This is a genomic window from Butyrivibrio hungatei NK4A153 (genome assembly GCF_000424465.1).
In the GTDB taxonomy this organism is placed as follows: domain Bacteria; phylum Bacillota; class Clostridia; order Lachnospirales; family Lachnospiraceae; genus Butyrivibrio; species Butyrivibrio hungatei_A.
The window spans coordinates 185,536-205,867 of sequence record NZ_AUJY01000012.1; the positions used below are offsets into that span (position 1 = coordinate 185,536).

19 protein-coding genes and 1 tRNA gene are annotated in these 20,332 nt (G+C 40.6%); 14 read left to right on the top strand and 6 right to left on the bottom strand.

Annotation, left to right across the window (positions count from 1 at the left end):
• Positions 1-105 precede the first annotated feature (105 nt).
• The 8 genes from G628_RS0108670 to G628_RS0108705 all read left to right on the top strand — a co-directional run bounded on the left by G628_RS0108670 (position 106) and on the right by G628_RS0108705 (position 7,844).
• Positions 106-840 (top strand): response regulator transcription factor, encoded by a 735-nt coding sequence (locus G628_RS0108670; protein ID WP_027208950.1) that lies wholly within the window; start codon positions 106-108, stop codon positions 838-840.
• A complete protein-coding gene (locus G628_RS0108675) occupies positions 840-1,511 on the top strand; it encodes a lipoprotein (protein ID WP_026667810.1) in 672 nt (223 codons plus the stop codon). Before G628_RS0108670 ends, G628_RS0108675 begins: the two co-directional genes overlap by 1 nt.
• Positions 1,512-1,603: 92 nt before the next feature.
• The gene (locus tag G628_RS18140) at positions 1,604-3,949 is read left to right on the top strand and encodes a sensor histidine kinase (protein WP_196803737.1); all 2,346 of its coding nucleotides are present in this window, start codon (positions 1,604-1,606) and stop codon (positions 3,947-3,949) included.
• A 196-nt stretch (positions 3,950-4,145) separates the two neighbouring features.
• Positions 4,146-4,469 (top strand): hypothetical protein, encoded by a 324-nt coding sequence (locus tag G628_RS0108685; protein WP_026656474.1) that lies wholly within the window; start codon positions 4,146-4,148, stop codon positions 4,467-4,469.
• A gap of 91 nt (positions 4,470-4,560) precedes the next feature.
• Positions 4,561-5,649 carry a metal ABC transporter substrate-binding protein gene (locus G628_RS0108690; protein WP_027208951.1) on the top strand — a complete coding sequence of 363 codons (1,089 nt, stop codon included), beginning with the start codon at positions 4,561-4,563 and terminating at the stop codon, positions 5,647-5,649.
• A 16-nt stretch (positions 5,650-5,665) separates the two neighbouring features.
• On the top strand, positions 5,666-6,376 hold the full coding sequence (locus G628_RS0108695; RefSeq protein WP_026656476.1) for a metal ABC transporter ATP-binding protein: 711 nt from the start codon (positions 5,666-5,668) through the stop codon (positions 6,374-6,376).
• Positions 6,373-7,215, top strand: coding sequence for a metal ABC transporter permease (locus G628_RS0108700; RefSeq protein ID WP_027208952.1), 843 nt, complete (start codon positions 6,373-6,375; stop codon positions 7,213-7,215). The genes G628_RS0108695 and G628_RS0108700 overlap by 4 nt, the downstream gene beginning before the upstream one ends.
• A complete protein-coding gene (locus tag G628_RS0108705; protein WP_051199111.1) occupies positions 7,212-7,844 on the top strand; it encodes a hypothetical protein in 633 nt (210 codons plus the stop codon). The genes G628_RS0108700 and G628_RS0108705 overlap by 4 nt, the downstream gene beginning before the upstream one ends.
• Here G628_RS0108705 and G628_RS0108710 read toward each other — a convergent pair.
• The 5 genes from G628_RS0108710 to G628_RS0108730 form a co-directional block, all read right to left on the bottom strand.
• On the bottom strand, positions 7,839-9,530 hold the full coding sequence (locus tag G628_RS0108710; protein WP_026667806.1) for a GGDEF domain-containing protein: 1,692 nt from the start codon (positions 9,528-9,530) through the stop codon (positions 7,839-7,841). The genes G628_RS0108705 and G628_RS0108710 overlap by 6 nt on opposite strands.
• Positions 9,523-11,289, bottom strand: coding sequence for a GGDEF domain-containing protein (locus G628_RS0108715; protein WP_027208954.1), 1,767 nt, complete (start codon positions 11,287-11,289; stop codon positions 9,523-9,525). The genes G628_RS0108710 and G628_RS0108715 overlap by 8 nt, the downstream gene beginning before the upstream one ends.
• Before the next feature lie 102 nt (positions 11,290-11,391).
• Complete coding sequence (locus G628_RS0108720) at positions 11,392-12,285, bottom strand: TPM domain-containing protein (RefSeq protein WP_051199112.1); 894 nt, start codon at positions 12,283-12,285, stop codon at positions 11,392-11,394.
• 36 nt (positions 12,286-12,321) lie between these two features.
• On the bottom strand, positions 12,322-13,377 hold the full coding sequence (locus G628_RS0108725) for a hypothetical protein (protein ID WP_027208956.1): 1,056 nt from the start codon (positions 13,375-13,377) through the stop codon (positions 12,322-12,324).
• A gap of 15 nt (positions 13,378-13,392) precedes the next feature.
• Positions 13,393-14,583: an SPFH domain-containing protein gene (locus G628_RS0108730; protein WP_026667803.1), complete on the bottom strand. Its 1,191-nt coding sequence runs from the start codon at positions 14,581-14,583 to the stop codon at positions 13,393-13,395.
• A gap of 179 nt (positions 14,584-14,762) precedes the next feature.
• On the opposite strand from G628_RS0108730, the gene G628_RS0108735 reads away from it, so the two are divergent.
• The 6 genes from G628_RS0108735 to G628_RS0108760 all read left to right on the top strand — a co-directional run bounded on the left by G628_RS0108735 (position 14,763) and on the right by G628_RS0108760 (position 20,015).
• On the top strand, positions 14,763-16,322 hold the full coding sequence (locus G628_RS0108735) for an ASKHA domain-containing protein (RefSeq protein WP_027208957.1): 1,560 nt from the start codon (positions 14,763-14,765) through the stop codon (positions 16,320-16,322).
• Positions 16,323-16,424: 102 nt separating this feature from the next.
• Positions 16,425-17,327 (top strand): YARHG domain-containing protein, encoded by a 903-nt coding sequence (locus tag G628_RS0108740; protein ID WP_027208958.1) that lies wholly within the window; start codon positions 16,425-16,427, stop codon positions 17,325-17,327.
• Between the two features lie 124 nt (positions 17,328-17,451).
• Entirely contained in the window at positions 17,452-17,784 is a 333-nt protein-coding gene (locus tag G628_RS0108745; protein WP_026656485.1) for a cupin domain-containing protein, read from the top strand.
• On the top strand, positions 17,781-17,951 hold the full coding sequence (locus G628_RS18915; protein ID WP_175531841.1) for a DUF6472 family protein: 171 nt from the start codon (positions 17,781-17,783) through the stop codon (positions 17,949-17,951). Before G628_RS0108745 ends, G628_RS18915 begins: the two co-directional genes overlap by 4 nt.
• 8 nt (positions 17,952-17,959) lie before the next feature.
• Entirely contained in the window at positions 17,960-18,625 is a 666-nt protein-coding gene (locus tag G628_RS0108755) for an NUDIX hydrolase (RefSeq protein WP_026656486.1), read from the top strand.
• A 244-nt stretch (positions 18,626-18,869) separates the two neighbouring features.
• Positions 18,870-20,015 carry a Yip1 family protein gene (locus G628_RS0108760; RefSeq protein ID WP_027208959.1) on the top strand — a complete coding sequence of 382 codons (1,146 nt, stop codon included), beginning with the start codon at positions 18,870-18,872 and terminating at the stop codon, positions 20,013-20,015.
• A 187-nt stretch (positions 20,016-20,202) separates the two neighbouring features.
• Here the strand turns inward: G628_RS0108760 and G628_RS0108765 are convergent.
• Positions 20,203-20,289: transfer RNA gene (locus G628_RS0108765), tRNA-Ser, on the bottom strand.
• Between the last annotated feature and the right edge of the window lie 43 nt (positions 20,290-20,332).

A 20,332-nucleotide genomic window follows, 5' to 3' on the forward strand; every position in this document is an offset into this window, starting at 1 on the left:
ATTCCCCATCTTAAACAATTCTTAAAGATTTCCCCTATTGGAACTTAAAAATTTTTTCAATACAATGTATCTATGATTAATCATTGAAAATATATGGGAGAAAAAATGAACAATATTCTTATTTGTGATGATGAAAAGGACATCGTATCCGCGCTTAGGATTTACCTTGAAAGTGAAGGCATGAGTGTTACGGCGGCTTATAACGGAAAAGAAGCGCTTGAAATAATGCAGAGTCCTATCGGAAATGACATTCATCTTATCCTTATGGATGTGATGATGCCTGAGATGGACGGAATAACTGCAATGGCAGAGATCAGAAGGATATCCAATGTACCTATAATCATGCTCACTGCAAAAAGTGAGGATGCAGATAAAGTTGTGGGGCTGACGGTCGGAGCAGATGACTATGTTACCAAGCCGTTTAATCAGGTTGAGCTTATGGCGAGAGTAAAATCCCAGATTCGTCGTTATACAATGCTTGGGGCTAAAGGGACTTCGGAAGTAATAACAAATACAGACATGATCACTATCGGCGGTATCGAATTAAATGATAAGGCAAAAGAAGTAACGCTGGATGGAAATCCTGTTTCGCTCACTCCCTTGGAATATGACATATTGAAACTATTGATGACTCATCCGGGTGAAGTTTTTTCTCCAAAAGAAATATATACAAGTGTCTGGAAAGAAAACATGATAGGCGCCGAAAGTACGGTAGCTGTTCATATCAGACATCTTAGAGAGAAATTGGAATATGACAGTACAGATCCCAGATATTTAATAGCTGTCTGGGGGCGAGGATATAAGATTGAGAAGGGAACACCTCGGGAAAGGAAAGTGTAATGAAAAAAAGAACTGGTTTTTTAATAATATCTGCTATGGTGCTTACACTTGCAGGCTGTGGACAGGCGAATCAATCAAATACATCTGATGCATCGAATGCGTCTGACACATCGAATGTGTCAAGTACACCTGAAATATCGAATACATCTGACACATCAAATACACCTGAAATATCGAATGTAGCAAATACATCGGATACACTGAATGCGGTGGTTATATCTGATCCATCGTATACGATACCGGAATCAGATCTATCTTTTGAATATAACGGAAAGAGCGTTTCCGTCAAAAATGATGCAAAGAAAAATATTGAAGCTCTCGGTAATCCAACTGAGGAAAAGACTTCACCATATAATGAACTTGACAAATCATATATATTTGGCAATGCTCCTGATTCAATAGAGCTTTTAACTATTAAAGATAAAACACAGGCAATAGTAATCCATGATTCAAATGTAAAAACTTCCAGAGGCATAGGAGTGGGAAGTACTTGCGATGATGTAATAGCTGCGTACGGTGGTAAAGCTCCTACCGGCGTGGATGGTATTGATATCTCGATAAAATTCTCTTATAGTTACAAGAATTACTCGGTTTCATTTGATATTGATGATAAGGACCGTGTGGTAACAGCAATTACCTATTCAAACAATACTATGACCCGTCTGTGGTGACGGATTGAGGAAAGAAGATGAAACGTTTTTACAGTATAAAAGCAAAAATATTATTGGCAATAGCATGTATATTCTTTACAGTGTGTTTTTTAGTGAGTATAGTTGCAAGTTATATTATTGGTGCAAAAACATATCATAGTGATGGTTCAACGACATACTCATTTAGAAAAGAAGTTTTTGATGATGCGGGAAAAGCATATGCTGTGCTAGCTCTTTCTAAATATGATTCCGGATTCAATACCGATCTTTTGAATGGGATGAACTGTTACTATGGAGTTATTGACGGGGCTATATCGGAAGATGCAGATTTAAATGATAACAGCATATACCTTTATCGAAATTTTGCCGGTGTTTCAGTGCCATCATGGAATAATGAATTATTTATTAATTCATATACAGTAAATGACAAAACAGTTTTTAATAGAAGTGAACAATTCTTAGGAATGTTCGGGGCGCAGAATAGCATACTTACAGATGCAAGCAGACGTGAGGAAGTATTTGAAGTTCAAGGTATAGGATACGATACCTTGGGAAGTAAAGCATATGCTTATGCCAATGATCGATTCTTTGCTCTGGATTCATTTTGGTATGGGAGGGTAATGGATGATTATGTTGCTGAAGCTCACAATATGGATAGCACTTTTAGTAAAATATGGTCCATGAATAACACGAATGGCGAAGAAGCTACAGAAGAAAATGAAAAGCTTTTTATTGCAGGCAATGCGTATGATCCTATTTCAAAGTCTATAGAAGACTATAAATTGTGTTTGAATAGTTCCTATGGCCAAAAAGGTATATTGGATGGGGATTATGTGGCGGATTTGTCTCCGATTCATGATACTTTAAAAGACATTGACTCTTTTGATGCGGTTGGAACACGTTTTACTTATTTGAATGATCCACCAAAAATCAGAAGCGAAGTGGAAAATTCCCAAAACAAGCGTTTTACTTTCATTTGTTTTCCCAATGAAGCTAAACTTTCCACCAAAGGTCATGCAAATGATTATTATGCAAAGGCTAAGAAGATTGTCAGCGTAGCATATACGATTAAGCCTTTCATTCCTATAGTCAGTATTATTTCTTTTGTAATGATATGGGTATGTTTGGGGTTATTTATTAAAGCAGCAGGCCATACAAAGCAGAGCAAAAAAATTGTGGCAGGTCCGTTTGATTGGATTCCGGTAGATTTAGCATTTATTGCGACAGTAGCTTTGGAACTTATATTCTTAGTAATAATAGCTGAGCTGAAAAATAGATTGGATTATTTGCCGTTTTATAAGGCGCTGGTTGGTATAGGTGGAAGCTTTATACTTGGAATGGCGGTAGGGCTTTGTTTTTGTTCGTTATTTGCAGTAAATTTCAAGCTTCATAGATTGAATAAGAACATGTTTATTATAAAGCTAATGATGAAATTTGGATGGAAGACGCGGATATGGATTGCTTATGTTTTAATACCTATAATTCTGATTGTGATAAATGTAGCTTTAGAATGGTATGTAGGTGTATGGTTCGATGGTTTATTTGTTTATTTAATGGATAAGGTGGTACTCGCAGCCTTTATATTCTGGGGAATTCGAAGCTATTCGAAGATAAAAGACTCTGCAGAAAAACTTGCGGCGGGAGATATGACAGCACATGTTGATGTAAGGGGAATGCCGCAGTTTATGGAAGAAACCGGAACAGCCCTCAACGATATTCAGGCGGGAATTGAGATAGCTTTGGCGGAGCGCACAAAGAGTGAGCGCATGAAGACAGAGCTTATTACAAATGTATCTCATGATGTTAAGACGCCTATCACATCCATAATAAATTACGTTGATCTTCTCGGTAAAGAGAACCTGGAAAACGAGAATGCAAAAGAATATCTTGAAGTTCTGAACAGACAGTCGCTTCGTCTTAAAAAACTTGTTGAAGATATTATTGAAGCATCAAAAATCTCCAGCGGAAATATTGAGCTTAATATGGAGGAAGTAAATGCGGAGGTTTTGCTGGATCAGTCTATCGGAGAATTCGCGGAACGACTTAAGGAAAAGAAAATAGAAGTCGTTGTTAACAGCTGTGACAGTGAAATGCACCTCATGGCAGACAACAGGTATTTGTGGAGAGTGTTCGATAATATTATGAGTAATATTGTCAAATATGCTCAGGCAGATACAAGAGCTTATGTAGACCTTGAAAACAATGGCGATAAACTTAGATTTACTTTTAGGAACACATCCCGTGAACAATTAAACATCTCACCTGAAGAACTGATGGAAAGATTTGTCAGAGGAGATAAATCAAGATATACAGACGGAAACGGACTCGGACTCTCTATCGCGAACAGTCTCACTCAGGCAATGGGTGGAACAATGAATATCTTCATAGACGGTGACTTCTTCAAGGTAATTCTTGAATTTGATGCGATTATAGAAAATGTTACAGAAAACGAGGATTAATGCTATGCTGGATTACTTATTTTACTTTTGTGTAATTATATGGTTCATAGTGCTATATCACTTCGCAGATAACTAATACTACCGGCCATCCCCTTCATTAAAGGCACAACCTTCGCCTGAAACTTCCCCCCGGCCATACGGCTTGACATTTTTGCAAACAATGAACTAAACTTGAGGAAGTTTTAGGAGAAGTAGCATGAATTATAATGGCGCAGTTGAGAAACATAATAATGTGCGCAGAGTGATAGCGGTATTTGTGGCGGTAGCACTCAGTTTTACCATGCTCTTTTCCACAATATATATAGTTAAGGAACAGCATCATGAGTGCCATGGCGTAGAGTGTCCCGTATGTCACAATATTGCAAGGTGCGAGCAGTTTCTTAATCAGATTTCTACAGGTCTTATACATCTTGCTATAAGTGTAGTTGCGGTAATGATCGTCTCGATTATTTTGCCCAGAGAAAATGAGAACATTTCTCATCCTACACTTGTCAGCTTCAAGGTACGTCTCGATAATTGAAGTAACCTCTTTTGTGTAGCGTTTTGCTGCTACATGATCATATTTTTTATCCAATACAATAATAAAAAAATGAATAAGAAAGAGGAATATTATGAAGAAATATATTTCAGTTTTGGTTGCTGCCGTAATGGCAAGCAGCATTATTTGCGCATGCGGAAATGGAAATGCTCAGGATGCATCAGCTGCAGGAACATCAGCAGGAAATGCTTCGGAAGCTGTATCTGAGGCAGCAGGCGACAGTGATATAAGCATTGTGACAACTATTTTCCCTGAATATGACTGGGTTAAGAATATAGCAGGAGAGAACCCTGCAAATGCAGACATTACAATGCTTCTTGATAGCGGTGTAGACCTTCATAGCTATCAGCCCACAGCAGAAGATATTGCTAAGATCTCAAAATGCGACATGTTCATTTATGTTGGCGGAGAGTCTGATGAATGGGTAGATGATGCGCTTAAGGAAGCAACCAATAAAGATATGGTAGTTATCAACCTTCTCGACGTACTTGGCGATGACATCAAGGAAGAAGAGATTGTTGAAGGTATGGAGCACGAGCACGAACATGAAGAGGGCGAAGAACACGAAGAAGGTGAAGAGCACGAACATGAAGAGGGCGAAGAACACGAAGAAGGTGAAGAAGTAGAATACGACGAGCACGTATGGCTCTCACTTAAGAATGCGGCTAAACTTTGCAGTGCCATAAAAGACGGAATGGTTTCTGTTGATGAAGCTAACAAAGACGTTTATGAGAAGAACGCAAACGACTACATTACAAAGCTTGAAGCTCTTGACGCAGAATATGAGAATGCGGTTAAGGCAGGAAGCAAGAAGACAGTTCTTTTCGCAGACCGTTTCCCGTTCCGTTACCTTGTTGATGATTACGGACTTGAATATTATGCAGCATTTGTAGGTTGCTCAGCAGAGACTGAAGCAAGCTTTGAAACAATAACATTCCTTTCAAAGAAAGTAGATGAACTCGGACTTGGTTCCATCCTGACCATTGAAGGAAAGGACAAGAAGATTGCCGATACTGTAAAGCAGAACACAGCAAAGAAGGATCAGAACATCCTTACAATGGATTCTTTGCAGTCAACAACTTCTGATGATGTGGCAAAGGGAGTAACTTATATTTCTGTGATGGAAGGAAATCTTGAAGTACTTAAGGAAGCGCTTAAATAAAGCGGGAGGTGTTATCATGTCGTTCATTTCCGCGCAGAATCTGTCGCTTGGATACGATAGGACTGTGGTTGTTGATGATTTAAATTTCATAGTTGAAAAAGGAAACTATCTTTGCATTGTTGGAGAGAATGGCTCAGGTAAGACAACTCTCATGAAAACAATGCTGGGATTACAGGCATCTATTGGTGGACAGATTCTGTTCGGTGATGGGCTAAAAAAGAATGAGATAGGCTATCTGCCTCAGCAGACGGTTGTTCAAAGAGATTTTCCGGCATCCGTATTTGAGATTGTTCTTTCGGGATGTCAGTCTCACATGGGACTACGACCTTTTTATACGGAAAAAGAAAGGAAGATTGCCCGTGAGAATATGGAGAGGATGGGTATTACCGATCTGAAAAACAGGTGTTACAGAGAGTTATCAGGTGGTCAGCAGCAAAGAGTTCTTTTGGCAAGGGCTCTTTGTGCCACCACAAAAGTTCTTCTTCTGGATGAGCCTGTTTCCGGACTTGATCCCAAAGTTACGTTTGAGATGTACGAACTTATAAAAGAACTGAATGACAGCGGAGTTACGATAATCATGGTATCGCATGATATAGCCGCTGCCGTTAAGTATGCAAGCCACATACTTCATATCGGGAAAACTTTGTTTTTTGGCACCAAGGATGAGTATGTATCGAGTAATGTCGGAAAGTTCTTTATGAATATGGAAGGAGGCGAGCTTGCATGATAGAGAAGTTAGTGGAATACTTCCAATATCCGTTTGTTGTTTATGCATTTATAGTAGGAACGCTTATAGCACTGTCGTCGTCGCTTCTAGGAGTGACACTTGTTCTTAAGAGATATTCATTTATTGGAGACGGACTTTCGCACGTTGCTTTCGGAGCGATGGCGATTGCAACTGTATTAAAGATTGCAAACCAGACCGCCGTTATTTTGCCGATAACCGTTATATGCGCCGTTTTCCTTTTAAGGAGCGGAAATAACGCAAAGATAAAGGGCGATGCCGCAATTGCGATGATCTCTGTCGGAGCGTTGGCATTTGGTTATCTTATCGTAAATAAATTTTCAACCTCCGCGAATCTTTCGGGAGATGTGTGCAGTACATTGTTTGGTTCGATGTCTATACTTACACTTACGATGTCGGAAGTTATGGTATGTGTGGTGTTGTCGATCATTGTTGTGGTATTATTTCTTTTTATGTACAACAAGATATTTGCGGTTACTTTTGATGAGGATTTTGCAAAGGCTACAGGTGTAAAAGCCGATGCCTATAACTTTATCATTGCGGTAATGATTGCAGTGATAATAGTGCTTTCCATGAATCTTGTAGGTTCGCTGCTTATATCGGCGCTTGTGATATTCCCCGCGCTCTCTGCCATGAGTATATTAAAGAATTTCAAAAGCGTTACGATATTTTCGGCAATCTCATCCGTTATATGTGCAATATCAGGAATGCTCATATCGATGCTTGCCGGAACGCCTGTCGGATCTACTATTGTAGCGGTTGATGTTTTTGTATTTGCGGTGGCTTATTTTATCGGAAAAGGAACAGGAGGAAAAGCATGATGAAAAAAATGAGATATATAGCAGTGATGACATTGGTTGTGCTTATTACTTCGGGATGCGCAGATGATTCAAGTGCGGTAAGCTCAAGGCCCGGAAGCGGTGCAAAAACTGTTGATGATGTGATCGCTGAGCAGATGGCTGCAAGTGATATGTCGTCTTTGATCGCAGAGTACGGAGAATATGAAGAGGATGATGATGCTTCTTATGGTGACACTTCGGGCGCTTCGGATAACTCGGCGGCTGCAACAAGTTTTCATACCGCGGAAGAGATTAAGGTGGACGGAGATTACGTCGATCTGACCAAACAGTCTTCGACAATGATATACACAACTGTTTATAACATGATGTATTATCCTGAAAATTTCGTTGGAAAGACTATCAAGATGACGGGAAATTATTCCGAGTATGTTGCCGAGGATACGGGTAAGCGCTATTTTGCCTGCATTATAAAAGATGCCACGGCGTGCTGCTCGCAGGGAGTTGAGTTTGAACTTACAAGTGATTACAAATTTCCCGATAATTACCCGAAGGAAGAGGATCCGATAACGGTAGAAGGAGTCTTTGATTTGTATGAAGAGGGGCAGTATCAGTACTGTACACTCAGAAATGCCAAACTATGTGAATCATAGTCTGGCATCTATTCCAAGTTTTTCATGCATGATTTTCTTGGTTTCATACATACGGCGATCGGCCAGAAGGTATACCTCGTGCGAGCCCTTTTCGGGGCATTCGTGCCGGTATGCGTAACCTGCCGCAACGCTTCGTACGTAATCAGGGTAGATTGCATTCATAACATCAAGGGCGCTGTTCATTCGACTTATCAGATCATCGATGTCGAGTGAAACGGCGTCTTTTATTATTACAAGAAATTCGTCTCCGCCTATTCTGGCGCACATTCCGTATTGGGCGAAGGTGCCGGTGAGTATCTTTGAGAAATCCAAAATATATTTATCGCCTTCGGGGTGACCCATTTTGTCATTTACGGGTTTAAGCCCGTTTAAGTCGATACTGATTATGCAGTAGTCCCGCTGGGATCTGTCGAGCGCCTTCATTTCTCTGTCGGCACTTGCCCTGTTGGGGAGATCTGTCAGTCCGTCTGCATAAGCAAGGTGGACAAGCGATTCACGCTCTTTTTTCTGAGCAAAAGTTTTTGTTATGTACAGCAGGTAGTATGCAAGCTGTGACATTGCAAAGATGATTGCGCCCAGACCTATTATCGGGAAAGTCGCCGTCTGCGCGGGCAAGACGCGAATGGTTGTCAGCGTATATCCTATAAGGTGTATGAATCCTGAAGTTGAAAGTGCGAACATACCTATCATCTGCAGGTTTTCTATAAAGAGAGCTTTCTTTTTTACAATTGTCCTTACAAAGCAATAGACAATCAGAACGTAGATTATAAGCGCATTTATGTCGAACAGTACAAGGGTGCGTTTTAAGTGAATGGAAAAAATAAAGTACAAAATCTGCTGAAGAATAGGCACTACTATACTTGCAACAAACAGTCCGATCACTGTCTTTTTCAGCTTTATCTCATTCATGAAGTATAGGATTATGTAGCACAGAGGAACAAAGAGAAATAGCGTGAAATACTCCAGTTCGGTCTCAATGTCGGTGTTTATAAACAGCGAAAGCATATTTGAATAGCACATGAGATAAAAGCCTATGTTTATACATAGGATTGATGCAAATATCTGTATCTTTAATTCCGGCAGGTACGTGACAAACAAAAGGCTCAGTGTCAGCAAAAAGAGACCGAAAGTAAACAGGAACATTCCGATCAGAATGACAAACTGGTTATTGCTGATAATGAATGTCAAAAGGTCGGGGTGGTTTCCGAAATACACCGGGTCAAAGAATGAAAAAGCGTCTTTTTCACACGCGGTGAGCTTGAATGTTAAGTAGCTTTTTCTATACTTGCGCGGAATTGTTATGAAGTGATATCTTCTTCCGACAAATTTGTTGTTGTCATATTTGTCCATTCCGTATTCATATATGAGTTTGCCGTCAAGGTAGCATTTGATCGCAGAATAATTAGTTCTAAATACTATTGCGGGAAGCGGAATATCACCTATAAACGGCATGTTAAGCGACATGATGACTGTGTCACCACGTTTTGGAGGAACGGAGAAAAGAGTATTGATCTCTGTGAGCTTTACATGCGGAAATTCTTCATTGCCTACTCTTACGGTCCAGTTTGAATTGAACTGAACGGAAGGATAGTCGTGAGTCATATCAAGAAACCAAAAGCATGCAAGGAATATTACGACGACGGTTATGCCGCTGAGCGCAATGATTGAAAGAAGACGTTTACGCATTACTTGTGCTCACCTCCTTCATTGCCTGGTTTTTCATGAGGTCATTGTATAGTCTGCCGAGTGATTCGTTGTGATGTTTCTTTTTCATGGAATACATTCTCTTATCGGCAAGCAGGTATACAAGCTGAGCAGAAGGGTTATTCAGTGAGGGATCGATACTTTCGGCGTATCCCCAGGAGGCAGAATAATGTATCCTACTGCTTTTGCCATTTCTGTAGCTCATCAGGTCTTCTAGGATTGCCAGATCGGTGTCTCTTCTCGGCGCATCAATATATGGAAGTACGACTATAAATTCGTCGCCGCCCATTCTTCCGACAAGTGAAGCGTCTATGAAACTGCTTTTTAGCATGGTTGCAAAACCGCTAAGCAAGGTATCGCCCGCGGAATGGCCGTAGTTATCGTTTGTGTATTTGAGATAATCAAGGTCAACACTTATTATTGTGTAGCGGCCTCTTGTATTGGCAAGGGACAGCTCGCACTTTGCCCTGTTTGCCAGTCTTGTCAGGGAATCTGTGTATGCAAGACCTTCAAGCTGGCTCTGTACGGTTGCTTCATTGATATATTCGATACAGTGATAGAAGTAGTTGACCAAAAGGCAGAGCATGAAGAAGAACGAGCCTATCGTCATAAAGTTGATGGTGGCATTTATTTCGCCCATCTTAAAATATTTAAGGACATTAAATTTGATGATGTCTATCATTGCACAGCCGAGCAAAAGGATAAATCCGATAATGAGCAGATTGGTGGAATAGATTCTTGTTTCAAACTCGTTTCTTGCTTTGGTTCTGGATATAACCGTAATTACTATTGAGCTTATAATGGTCACGCCTTCCAGTATGGCAAGTATATGTAGGAACAGTATAAATTTGCATATGTGAATGATATTTAAAATGTGCAGAGTTGAAGTCACAACAATGAAAATAGTGTCAACTATCAAAAATATTTTACAGAGCAATATATGCTTGGTCTGCTTGGAAAACATGACAAATCCTGCAATAGAAGCAGGGAGCGTGAAAAGAGAAAAATATTCCAAAAAGTTTGCTATGCTGGCGTGGTCTGTGAAAAACCAGAATATGTCATTATAGCAAAGAACATATATGCCAATTGCAAGAGATATAAAGGCACTGAAGATAATACTGTAATCATGAAAGTCTGAGAAAATAAGGATTGGCGCCAATATGGCAAGTACAAAGCCAAAAATGCACAGAAAGGCACCGATTATGAGGGACAGCCTGTTTTTCTGAATGAGATATGTTGATATGTCGCCGAATGTTCCGAAGTATATTTCTGAAAATCCTGAAAAGGCTTCATCTTCGCAGGATACCATTACTATCTTTATTTTTTTTCCGGAGTAGCCTTCGGGAAGAGAAATAAAGTTCTGCATTTTGGGGACCATTTTTTTATTATCAGCAATAAGATGACCGTAGTTATAGACAAGGTCGTTGTCAATATATACGTCAACCGTTGCAAGGATGGAGCGAAAGTGGATTGATGCCGGATATATGTTTGACTCGGGAAGCGTGTTCTCGATAATAACAATTTCATTTTTATTGACCATGCCGAGATTTGCATCTTTCAAGGATACGGCCGTAAAAGATTTGTGTCCATGCGAAACAGTCCAACCGGAATCCAGCTGAACCATATCTTTTTTGGGCGGTGTATTCAGTTTTGGCGATCCGAGAAATAAGATAACAGTAGTCATTATGGCAATAGCCAATATACCTAAAATGGCTGCCTGCATCTTTGTACCTTTTTTCAAAAAAAGCCTCCTTTGAACTTATATCTAGTATAGCTCAAAGAAGACTTAATTTACATAAAACAGTTAATAAAGAAATGATAAAAAATAAATATACAGATTATATCAGAAGTGTCCGTGGCTTCCTCCGTGAGAATGCCCGGAACTTGAGGTGTGAAAAGAACTGCCGCCTCCGGAGTGGCTTTTGGAGCCGTTGTCTTCGGATTTTCTTACCCTTGATACGCTGCTTGTAATGAAAGTGTCGGTATGAACTTTCATATGAATTCCGTCATGGGTGCGGTATTCCGATGCACTGTTGTTGATGTGAACGGTATTTAGCTTCGCTGCCATAACGCCTATAGGTATGATCGCGGTTGCAAGTCCTATGAGGATGCTCAGAAAAATGTGGCTCTTAGGATCGTAGGTGCTTCCGGAATCATATGAAGTTCCCGAGCCCTCCTCGATATCATACGGTGTTCCTGCGTAAAACAGATCAAGGTAATGGTCGGCTTTCTCGATATAGACTTCAAATGCACCGTAGTAGTCGCCGTCTTTTAGATAGGGCAGCATTTCGTCGGTCATTTCCGCCTGGCCGTAGTCGGTGAAAGCAGAAATTCCGTCGCCTGATGTGCTTATGGCCCATTCTCTTGTATCCATGGAAAGAACAAAGAGAACACCGGCATCGTTGTAATCGGCACCAAATCCGTTGTAATCAAAATAATCGTCAGCAAAAGCTTCAATGCTTCCCGAGTGGGAAGTTACGGTCAGGATGACTACGTTGCAGTGCTGTTTTTCGCTGAGTTCGTTAAGCTTGCTGAGTATTGTGGCTTTTTCGGATGAACTAAGCAGTTCGGCCTGGTCAAGGAGTCTTTCTTTTTGCCTCGTTGCGGGAATCGAGTAATCGTCCCAAAGAGGCGTCTGGTCGGCATGAACAGGAAGACTTGTGAAAAAGCAGATAAATACTGCAACAAGAAGTCCCAATATATGTATATGTTTGTTTATAAAAATTATTTTTTTCATATTGTTTTACTGTAATAACCTTTTGGTATAGCGAAGTTACATGAAAAAGAACATGGCAATATAAGCAAGTGCGGTAAATCCGAGTGCAAACGGTATATAGTACTTCAAAGCCTGCGTGAAACTAAAAGGAAGTTTTCCTACAAATTTACCGGTTTGTCCGTTCATGGCAAAAAGATAGTTTTGGCCATTCCAGCTCGTGTTAAGTATGTACACGGGGTAGAGTGCATATTTGTGGGAAGAGTTAACCGTACTGCACGTAACATTCACGGGAGTAACAGAGTCGTACCCTGAAACTGTCTGCTGGAAGTCGATGGTAGTCGTATGTTCCATTCGTGACAGGGCTCTGGATATCGATTCTTCAGAAGTTACATTGTATTTGTTTGCCAGGAAACCTGCGAGATAGCCCATGTTAAACGAGAGCATCTTGCTTCTGTCAAACGGTTCAAGGGAATCCATGAGGTCGTCAGGCATTTCCTTTGAAGCATCAACGGGAACCTGCTTGAAACTTTCGCTACCTTCGCGAAGCACACTGTAGTACTTGGTCTCCGTGTAATAATATCTTGAATCGGACCATGATCTGTGCTTTGTTGCCTTGTATTCGCCGCTGAAATGTTCGGTAGCATCGTAGAGCCAGAAAGGGACATAAATTCCGCGTATCTCATCGATGTGATTTTTTTCCGCAAAAACCGGCGGCACCAGCTTTCTTTCAGCTACATAGCTTTTGTAGGTGCTTACCGCGTCCTCTTTTGTCTTGGCAAAAGGAATTATGTAGTCCGGCTTGAATTCGCCGGTAAATTTCTCTTTTACTACGATGTTATTGCTGCAAAAAGGGCATTTGGTAGAGCCAAGTGATTCTGTAGTGATGATCTCACCGCCGCAGGAACCGCATGAATAGATAAAAAGAGGTTCGCTTTCTCCGGTTTCGGAAGAAGTGCTTTCTGTCGGCGTGCCGGTGCTGCTTGAGTTGTGGTTTGCCACATAGTCTTTTACATCAAATTCAGAATCGCAATATGGACATTTCAGTTTCTGGGTTTTGGGATTAAATTCCATAGCCCCGCCACAGGCGGGGCATTCATATTCTTGTAAAGCCATATTATCCTCAATAAATCAATTTGCTTTGGGTGAACCGCAGCTTGTGCAGAAGTTTCCTTCATTTACAGTTCCGCAAGAGCAGGTCCATGAAGTTGAAGGCTTCTTGGCACCGCAGTTAGAGCAGAAGTTACCTGTATTTACAGAACCGCATGAACATGTCCACGATCCTGCAGATGCCTGAGCGGGCTGAGCCTGCTGTTGTGCGCCCATTGCAAAGAGCTGGTTTGCGTTCATTCCACCTGCCTGCTGAGCCATGTTCATTCCTGCGAATGCCATCATAGGGCCTGCTGCGGTGTTTTTTGCTGCATCTTGCATAGCCTGTGCCTGTGCACTTGCGATAGTGGCGGCGGCCATGTTGGGATTTCTGAGTGCGCCTGCGCGCTGAAGCTCTTTTATAGTCTTTTCATCTTCTTCGTTTGCGATTACAGAGCTTACGCCAAAGCTTGTAATGGTGATTCCGTAGAATCCTGCCCATTTATCTGAAAGAACTTCGTTGAGAGCGTTTGCAATCTCGGTTGTGTGACCGGGAAGCGCGCTGTATCTTATGCCCATCTCGGAGATCTTTGCAAATGCGGGCTGAAGAGCTGTGAGAAGCTCACTCTTAAGCTGCGAATCTATTTTTTCCTTGGTGAAAGATCCCTCCACGTTTCCGCAGATGTTCTTGTAGAAAAGAACGGGATCAACAACTCTGTAACTGTATTCGCCGTGACATTTGATGCTTACATCCATATCAAGGCCGATATTTGTGTCAACTACGCGGAATGGAACGGGATTGACCGTGCCGTATTTGTTTCCGAGGATTTCTTTTGTATTTATGAAATATACGCGCTGGTCTTTGGGAGCAACTCCGCCGAATCCAACTCTTTTTCCGAATTCCTTGAAACTGTTTACGATAGATTCGCTTAAGTTTCCGTAAAAGATTGAAGATTCGGTTGAAACGTCGTATACGAATTCGCCTGCCTCGGCGCAGATCTCGGTAATCTGTCCCTGATCAACAAGGATCATGCACTGACCTTCGTTGATAGCGATGATTGATCCGTCTGAGATCACGTTGTCGGATCCTTTTTTATTTGAGCCTCTTCCGGCCTTTTTTTCACCTTTTGTAAGTAATGTGTCGTTTGATAATGAAGGACAGTAAAAATACTCTCTCCACTGATCGGCGAGTACGCTGCCTCCGGCTGCCATTGCTGCTTGAATAAGCCCCATAACTGTCTCCTTTCATAACTAAAATTCAGAGTATATTGTGGAAAACCTCTGTTTATTTTAGATTTTTTGTGAGTTTACAAGTAATATTTTCGCACATTTAATCTTAAAAAACTATAATATCGGGAAAATAATGGTATGATACTCTAAAGTAGAAAAAAACAGTTTGCGCGGTGGTATGAGTGAAGAAAATCAGGGTCGGCATTGAATACAAAAATAATAATGTTACTCTTGAAACCCTTAAAGGAAAGCAGTTAAAAGGGCTTCTTGCGGATGCGGGTTTTGAGGCATCTTATCCGTGCGGCGGAGTGGGCAGATGCGGAAAGTGCAAAGTGCGATTCACGGAGGGCGCGCCTTATCCGAATACACTCGATAAGAGTTTTTTAAGTGAAAAAGAAATTGCGCAGGGCGTAAGACTTTTGTGCAGGTGCAGCCTTGAAACGGATTGCAAGGTGTGTATCGATGGCGCGGGATCTTCCGAAGAGGATATCGTGGCGGAGACGGCAAAGAGCTCTTTTTCCGGAAAAAAATATGATAAGTACGGCATAGCTGTCGACATCGGTACAACGACGATCGCGGCGGCGCTTGTGGGAGTGTCGCTTGACGGGGAAAAAGAAATAATAGATACGGCAGGCGGTATAAATCATCAGAGGCGTGTCGGCGCGGATGTTATATCGAGGATTGCGTATGCGTCCGGATTAGGTAGTGTGGGAAACAAGGAAAAGCTTGATGAACTCAGAGAGTTGGTGCTTGATGATATTTCAGCATTGATTGAAAAACTTGGTAAAAGAGCTTCTGGAGACTTGGCCGCGATAGTTGTTACGGGGAATACCACGATGCTTCATATTTTCAGAGGTCTTGATATCGAGGGACTCGGAAAATATCCGTATAAGCCGGTTGATAACTGCGTATATGAAACTGAGATGTTTGGGACAAAGCTTGTGACAATGCCGGGAATATCTGCATTTGTCGGAGCGGATATCGTTTCAGGAATTTACTGTTCGGAAATTATAAATAAAGATAACAGAAAAGAACTGCTCTTGGATCTTGGAACCAACGGGGAGATGGCCTTTTTTGACGGAAAAAATCTTAAGGTGACTTCGACTGCGGCGGGTCCAGTATTTGAAGGCGGCGGAATATCCTGCGGAACTGCGTCCGTGCCCGGCGCGATATGCAGGGTTTATATAGATGGTAGCCGCGACAACGGCTTTTTTACGAAAATAAGTACTATAGGTGGTAAGGCACCCATAGGACTGTGCGGAACGGGCATAATGGAGGCGGTTTCTGAGCTTGTACGAAATGGGATTGTTGATAAAAGCGGACTTCTTGCAGATGAATTTTTTGACAGGGGTTTCGCCCTTACGGACGACGCTGAACTGACTGTGATTCAGCAGGATATAAGAATGATCCAGCTTGCAAAGGGTGCGGTCTACACAGGACTTAAAGAACTTGTAGGAGATGATGCTCCTGACAAGGTGTATGTTGCAGGCGGATTTGGAACGAATCTTAATTATGATAGGATAAGGTATATCAGGCTTTTTCCCGACAGCTTTGCAGGAAAAGCCGAGAGTATCGGGAACAGTGCACTAAAAGGCGCAGTGAAATTGCTTTCTGAGATTATTACCGGAAGAAAAGAGGAAGCTTTATCTAATCTGAATAAGATAAGTGAATGTGCAACGGAGGTTGTGCTCGCCAATAAAGAAGACTTTGACGATTCTTTTGTTGATGCTATGAATTTCTGATGGCGTTGTATTAACGAAGATATTATATTGTTTATTTACTGAAACTTCGCTGTTTTGCAACTGCGAAGTTTCAGTTGGTTTAATATATGGTGGGGGGATATCATGCAAAGAATCACAAGAAAAAAGGCGTGGATGTTTGGATATGTGCTTTTGTTATTTTTGCTGGGCTGTTCAGAAAATGAATTACACAAGAGCAATGATATGCAGGATGCTTATGCTATGTGTGAGGGTATTTGGAGCACAGATGGAAAAACTTATGATGAAATTGTTGCTAATGGCGGAATGATATTCACGATTGAAAAAAGTAGCAATGGAGAACTTAAAGGGAATGTTTTTTATCAACAAGCAGAGAGCCAGCGGGTGGCTACTATAGAAAATATAGTCGGAGTTATAGAGAATGGAAAAGTTATGCTTGATTATACAGATGATGGATGGGGAAATAATGGATCAATAGAAGTGCTTCTTTCACAAGAAGAAGTAATTGTGAAAATTGATATAGATGATGAAGTTAGTAGTGAATATGCGTTAGATGGTACTTTTTCTTTAAAAAGAATGAACTCAGGTAATATGAATGTTGAAAAACAATGTGAGATTGATGAGGAAAGCGAAGAAAAATATCAATCTTATTGGTCTGCGGAGCAGATTATGGAGGAGAAGAAAAAGCGAGAGAATATAGTTAATGATAAGGAATATTATGAATTTGTAAATGGATATAAAGAAAGTCAGATGGTTACGGATGGTTCGTGGATTTTTGAACCATTACTTTCCACAGATAGTGTTGTGTATTCAAAGGAACAATTTGAAGAAATGCCTAAATTGATGATACATATTATCAAAAATGAAATATATGCCAGACATGGATATGTTTTTAATGATGATAAGTTGCAGAATTATTTTGAAATGCAATTATGGTATGTCCCTGACAAAGAAAAATCATTTGAACCTGATGTTTTAAATTTGTATGAGAAAGCAAATTTGGAAGTTTTGGCAGAATTGGACAGATAGTAGTATGCAATTTATATATGTTTATATTTTTATTGCGTAAGTAAAAAAAGAATGGAATCATATCTCTATCTTTGTTATCTTGAGATAGAGGTTTGTTCTGTAAAATTATTTTGGAGGTATATTCATGTTAGATGATAGATGGGTTTTTTATGATGATGTTAAGCCTGAGGATCAGGGTAATGGCGTAGTGAGAAGGGTTCTTGCGTACAGCAAAGACCTGATGTGCGTTGAGAATACTTTTGAGGAAGGTGCTATAGGAGCCCTTCATCACCATCCGCATACGCAGATTACTTATGTTGTGAGCGGAAAGTTTGAATTTGAGATCGATGGTGTAAAAAAGGTGGTTAAAGCAGGGGATACAATGCTTAAGACAGACAGCGTCGAGCACGGATGCGTGTGTCTTGAGAAGGGTGTTCTTCTTGATATCTTTAATCCAATGAGAGAGGATTTTGTATGATCTGTGATACTTGTGCAAATTATGTCTATGACGAAGACTGGGAATGTTATACGTGCATGGTCAATATGGACGAAGATGATTATTATAGGCTTATGTCCGGAAACAACAAGGATTGCCCGTATTATCAGGACAATGATGAATACAAAGTGGTAAGACATCAGATGTGAGGTGGGGTATGGAAGGACCAAAGATTACAAAAGAAAAAGTTAAGCCCGTGTTCGATGAAAAGTTTATCAGGGTTTTTGATCTTCAGTACGATGAAGGAAGACATTATTTTAATGCGACAAGAAGGCCGCTTGATGAGCTTGCTTCTATTAAGAGTGATGAAGAGTTTAAGAAAATGGTTCCCGATGCCGTCAGCTGTGTAGTGGTTATTGAAGACGGCGATGAGCCGAAGCTTCTTCTTTCATATGAGTACAGATATCCTGTCGGAAGATTTTTGCTCGGAGTTCCTGCGGGACTTGTAGATCCCGAAGATAAGGACGGCGGTTCTCCGGTTATCACTACTGCAATCAGGGAAATCCACGAGGAGACGGGAATTGTTGTCGATGAATCAAGGGATGAAGTATATGTTATCAATCCGCTTTTGTTCAGCACTCCCGGAATGACGGATGAGAGCAATGCTCTTGTCGGAGTCGTTTTGAAGGGGCACGATCTGTCTGATCTTACGCAGTCGGGAGCTGAAGGGCAGGAGTGCTTTGACGGATTTGTTTTTGTTGATAAGGCTAAGGCAAAAGATCTTTTGAAAAAAGGAATGGATGACAGAGGACACTTCTATTCAGTATATACGTGGTCGGCACTGATGTATTTTGTAAGCGACATGTGGAAAGAACATAGATAACACTTTTTTAACAGAATAAATTTTTATTAAAATACCGATTATAAGCGAATTTGCTTGTGATCGGTATTATTTTTCGTAGATTATTACAAATACATATTGACGTAATGGTAACAAGAATGGTAACATAAGTATACTTGGAATGTTAATTTGCAAGTAAAGTATAATTATCAATTTAGAAACAGGCTATCAGACACTTTATTCAAGGCATGCGATAGAGGGGGATGGATAGCAGGAGGTAATACAGATGGGTGTATGCGAATATTGTGGAAAAGAACTTGCGGACGGAGAACTTTGTACATGTGCGCAAGCGCAGAATAAACGTGAAGCCAATGACGAGATAAGAAAAGTTTTCGATATGATGGATAAAAGAGAATTCGGAGAGGAAGAGCGTAAGGCTAAGCCTAAGAGAAAATCCACACGTGCCAAGAAGAACGAAACATTTGCTGAAGAGATGAAGACATTTGACGAATCATCAGAGGAAAAACTTGAAGAGAAGGCTGTAAAAAAGACAAGAGCAAAGGCTAAAGCAGAGCCGAAGGCTGAGATGAAAGCTGAAACAACAGAAGAAACTTCTGAAGTAAAAGAAGAGACTGCCGAAGCAAAAGCTGAAGAGGCAATAGAAACAAAGGCTGAAGGATTAGTTAATACCAAGCCGGTATTCAGTGTTGTTTCAAATGCGGAAGTTAAGGAAGAACCTGCCAAGAAGGAAGTAAAGAGTAAAAAGGAGCGTTCTGCAAAGAAGCCTGAGGTTGATTTTGTTGCGATCAAAGAGGATGCATCTGAAGCATTTGCAAGATTTGTTGACTTGTTCAGCAAGCCCGTTACCAACGGTGCAACTTTTGCCGCAGGAAAGAATTTTACTTCCGCGCTTATATTTATGGTTGCTCAGATTATATTCTCATCAATTTTTGTGGCTGTAGTTATTTGTAAGATAAACAATGAGATGCAGGAACAGGTATTTCCGTTCATGGATCTGTCAGGATATACATTTTCGGCAGGAGGATCTTTTATCCTTGCCATGTTGTTCTCTGCTTTGCTTGCGGTAGTATTTGCACTTCTTATGTTTGCCGCAGGAAGAGCAATGAATATTGATATCGAATTTAAGGAAGCTGTTGCGATTGCGGGTATCAAGTCAGCATTTATGATTCCCTGCATAATACTTGCAATATTCTTTACTATGATAAAAGCAATGCTTGGAATCGGCATCTATCTTATCTTTGGAATAGTGGTGCTCTGTATGGTATTCGGTATTGTATTTGAGAAATATAAGAGAAACAAGAACGCTATGCTGTATCTATACTCTGCAGTAATATTGATGTTCCTGATAATTCTTTTTGTTATCTATTCAAACTCAGTTAAATTGTACATTCCCGATGCATTCCTTAAGTAGTCCGCATGAATGTATAGTGGGAAATGTGCTTTTGCCATTCAAAGGGGCTGTGAAATAATCAGTTCATGAAAAAAGAGAAGTGATAGCTGGAAACAGCCAATTACTTCTCTTTTTTCATGGTAAAATATTACCATGATCAAACAAACCAATTCTTATTACTGATTAAAACAGCATTTTTACAATATAGCGGAGTCGGAGGGATTCGAACCCTCGTGCCCAAAAAGGACAAACGCATTTCGAGTGCGCCTCATTACGACCACTTTGATACGACTCCAGAACGTTTTACATTATACTTATTATACAGGCCTTCGTCAATC

Coding starts and splice junctions, on each gene's coding strand:
- G628_RS0108725 (WP_027208956.1), bottom strand. CDS start 13,377: ATGGCTTTACAAGAATATGAATGCCCCGCCTGTGGCGGGGCTATGGAA.
- G628_RS0108705 (WP_051199111.1), top strand. CDS start 7,212: ATGATGAAAAAAATGAGATATATAGCAGTGATGACATTGGTTGTGCTT.
- G628_RS0108740 (WP_027208958.1), top strand. CDS start 16,425: ATGCAAAGAATCACAAGAAAAAAGGCGTGGATGTTTGGATATGTGCTT.
- G628_RS0108760 (WP_027208959.1), top strand. CDS start 18,870: ATGGGTGTATGCGAATATTGTGGAAAAGAACTTGCGGACGGAGAACTT.
- G628_RS0108745 (WP_026656485.1), top strand. CDS start 17,452: ATGTTAGATGATAGATGGGTTTTTTATGATGATGTTAAGCCTGAGGAT.
- G628_RS0108695 (WP_026656476.1), top strand. CDS start 5,666: ATGTCGTTCATTTCCGCGCAGAATCTGTCGCTTGGATACGATAGGACT.
- G628_RS0108690 (WP_027208951.1), top strand. CDS start 4,561: ATGAAGAAATATATTTCAGTTTTGGTTGCTGCCGTAATGGCAAGCAGC.
- G628_RS0108675 (WP_026667810.1), top strand. CDS start 840: ATGAAAAAAAGAACTGGTTTTTTAATAATATCTGCTATGGTGCTTACA.
- G628_RS0108730 (WP_026667803.1), bottom strand. CDS start 14,583: ATGGGGCTTATTCAAGCAGCAATGGCAGCCGGAGGCAGCGTACTCGCC.
- G628_RS0108720 (WP_051199112.1), bottom strand. CDS start 12,285: ATGAAAAAAATAATTTTTATAAACAAACATATACATATATTGGGACTT.
- G628_RS0108670 (WP_027208950.1), top strand. CDS start 106: ATGAACAATATTCTTATTTGTGATGATGAAAAGGACATCGTATCCGCG.
- G628_RS0108700 (WP_027208952.1), top strand. CDS start 6,373: ATGATAGAGAAGTTAGTGGAATACTTCCAATATCCGTTTGTTGTTTAT.
- G628_RS18915 (WP_175531841.1), top strand. CDS start 17,781: ATGATCTGTGATACTTGTGCAAATTATGTCTATGACGAAGACTGGGAA.
- G628_RS0108685 (WP_026656474.1), top strand. CDS start 4,146: ATGAATTATAATGGCGCAGTTGAGAAACATAATAATGTGCGCAGAGTG.
- G628_RS0108755 (WP_026656486.1), top strand. CDS start 17,960: ATGGAAGGACCAAAGATTACAAAAGAAAAAGTTAAGCCCGTGTTCGAT.
- G628_RS0108710 (WP_026667806.1), bottom strand. CDS start 9,530: ATGCGTAAACGTCTTCTTTCAATCATTGCGCTCAGCGGCATAACCGTC.